This window comes from Candidatus Obscuribacterales bacterium (assembly GCA_036703605.1).
Classification (GTDB): Bacteria; Cyanobacteriota; Cyanobacteriia; order RECH01; family RECH01; genus RECH01.
On the sequence record DATNRH010000968.1, the window covers coordinates 1 to 3,094 of the forward strand.

2 protein-coding genes are annotated in these 3,094 nt (G+C 53.6%); both read right to left on the reverse strand.

Going from position 1 to position 3,094, the window contains the following annotated elements:
* Nucleotides 1-395: 395 nt before the first annotated feature.
* Nucleotides 396-1,667 (reverse strand): glycoside hydrolase family 19 protein, encoded by a 1,272-nt coding sequence (locus V6D20_19800; GenBank protein ID HEY9818029.1) that lies wholly within the window; start codon nt 1,665-1,667, stop codon nt 396-398.
* Between the two features lie 184 nt (nt 1,668-1,851).
* Nucleotides 1,852-3,094, reverse strand: a 1,243-nt coding sequence (locus V6D20_19805) for a DUF790 family protein (GenBank protein ID HEY9818030.1), incomplete at its 5' end; no start/stop codon positions are given.

Genomic DNA, 3,094 nt, shown 5'->3' on the forward strand with positions numbered 1-3,094 from the left:
CTTGATGACCTACTGGAACGGGTAGAGCAGCGCTGTGTACAACTCCTGAACCTTACCGACTTTATCTCAGGCTTGACCCAGTTCCATTGGTGGAAGGCGTTTCAATGCTAAGTGTGGCTGATTAAGCGGACTTGATATGACATCCAATCCGGTGGCATGGTCATGATAAGAACATCTTGCCTTCGATCTCCCGCTTCACCGCCCTCTTGCCAAGGAGGCTAGAGCATCCGGGTACTGACCAAGCCTTGAATAAGTCGCGTGTAATCAAACGCGTGTCTAACCAAATTTGATATGAGCCTGTCAAAGCCCACCTTTCATCCCTTAAGCAGGCCAAGATGAGCGAAGCTCGTGAAACAGGAGGAATCATGCGACGTTGAGAATCCTGAAAGCGATCGCTAAATGCCCAAGGCACGTTTCGCCGCCGCTAGTTTTTTCACCCGATCATCTAGCCCATTAAATCCACCGTTAATAATACGGGTAACCAAACGAACATCATCCTTATCTGCAACTTGGTTGAGGTTTTCTCGATTCCAAAACCAGCCGGCGCTGCGGGCTGCTAGATCATCATCAGCTAAACGGGTCGGGTTGCTAATCAAGTCGATACCGATCGCTTTACCAATATCTTGGTAGTTAAAGCGTCCCGTGATTTGGATCAAACCTCGCCCCTTAAACCGCACGCCATCCCCCGGTTGTGTATTACCCAGGTCGCTCCGCCCTTCATAGGCTGCACCCGACGCAATTTCTTCCACATAGTTAAACTCACCGGATTCATGGGCCACCTGTGCCAGAAAATGGGCTTGGCGCAGGGGTGTATTAATCTCAAACTCCTCCATGGTGGCATTCAACGGCCCCACAAACTTACGCAGTTGGGCATCACGACCATTGGAGGCAATACGCTGTAGGTGCTCCAAGGTAATTTCGTTGATGCTACTTTCTGGAAACAGACCAGCATAGGGACGGCGACCGGCCGGGCGAGGCGGCAATCCTCGCAGCGATCGCAACAGACCATCAATCAAAGCATCGCTGGATACGAAGCGATCGGCGCTGATGTGTTGGATAAACACCTGCACGCCCTTAGCTGCCCGTTGGCGTAGTTCAGCCACCGAGCCTTCCGGCAACAAACCTTGATAGGGGAGGCGACCATCGGGGCGCATTCCCTGACCACCCAAGGTCCGCAGCAGATCATCCACAGACCCATCTGCATCACAGAGATCCCCAGGACTCTGGGTAATTACCTGTCCGAGGGCTTGGGCGGCTAACTCCCGCCAGCGCTGAAGTTGACGAGGACTGGTTGCCTGGCTAAAAGAGAGCAACGACTCATAGGGTGGAATACCGGCTGGGCGCGGCGGTAGCTTGCTGAGCGATCGCAGCAGTTGATCAATCAGGTCATCGGCGGGAATAAAATCTTCATCTTGGAGGTGCTCAATAAACACACGGATGCCGCCAGCAGCCCGTCGTCGTTGTTGCACCACGGCTCCATCTGGGAAGAGGCCAGCGTAGGGAGGGCGATCGCTAGAACGAGGGGACTGGCCGCCCAGGGCTCGCAGTAAATGATCAACCACACTATCGATATCAGTCACCTCATCCGCTTCCGCCTTAGAGATGAGATCGTCTAACCGTTGGGCGGCAACTTTGCGCCAGATTCTAAGCTGTGAATTGGTGGTCATATTTGGGCACCCGCATCAGGAGTTAAGCAAGGATTGAGCGATCGCATCACCCCTTCAGTCCTAGGGCAGGGCATTACAGCGTAGCTAACCCCCTAAAACACATCGGACAGGCAGCAGTGAGCGGTATAGATATCCCTCAAGTAGATGTCCCTAGAATGGACAGCGATGATGGATTTCTACCAATTTACTCGAAAGTTTCCAAGACTTCTAATACAGCCTTAGGCGAAAGCTTCGTTTTAAACCACACCACAGGCACCGGAATATCCTGGACTCGCACACCAGCCTTTTCCAGATTGAGGCGATCGGAAATGGCCAGAATCAAGCGATCGCTTTCCACCTTTTGCACCTGGGCAAACTTCTTGCGCAAATACTCTGGTCGCCAGTAGCCCACAATTTCGAGCAACACCGTGCGTCCGTCGCTGTGAACCAGCCGAAAGTCAGGAATCATAACGCTGCCAGGAATCGGCAGCAGATCCACCTCTCGCTCTAGATGCCAATCGCTCTTGAGCGCCGCCCAGCGATCGGCGAAGGAGGCTTCGAGCATACTGTCGTAGGGCTTGCCGGGGGGATAGTGGCTGACGAGGCCGCAGTCGGAATCTAGGGCAAAGTGACGGGTGGTGTTGGCTTTGGTATAAAAATCCTTCACCTGAAGCTGAGACTCAAGGCTCCATTTTGAGACATGCAGCAGCGCAGGAATCAATTTGGCAATATCGAGCCCGTAGCGGGTGCTGGGCTTAAACAAACTGGTGGGGCCATCAATGGTGATAGTGAAACCATAGTCGGCATCGCCCTCGATGTAGGCCATCAAGCCAAACAGCTTCAGGTAGCGAAACAGCAGCTTATATTCACCGGGATCATTGCGATGGGCTTGGATGACAATGTGGCTAGCTTTGTAGAAAATTCCCTGCACCTGAGACAGGTTGTAGCGATGGATCAACTGCTCTGGAGTAGGGGCATTGAACTCCATGAGAATGCGGTTTTCGGCTAGATCTGCATAGAGACCGGCGCGAATATGGGCAGGCAGGACATCGCGCCCCAGTTCTTGGGTGAGCTGATCGGCGACGCGCTCTAAGGTGATCGTCGTTGCTTGGGGAGAGGGTACGGTGGTGGCGGCAGCCGAAAAAACGCGATCGCGTAACTGCTGAGGCTCTAGAGGGCTGACGATCTCAAACGTACTGAGGTTGCTTTTGGCAATGTGGGCCAGACCGCGCTTGATCCGATAATCGATACCTTCTCCCTCCCAATCCTGTAGTTGGCGGTTGAGTTCGCCCTGGGTGGCTCCCTGGGAGTCTTGAAACATCTGGATCAGCTCAGCCGCGATCGCCTCATACTCCGGAGTCAGCGATAACCGCTTGGGGATCACCTCAGCCCCCTGAAGGCGGTAGATCAATAAATCGGATGGCAGCATGATCGACAGCACCTGATAT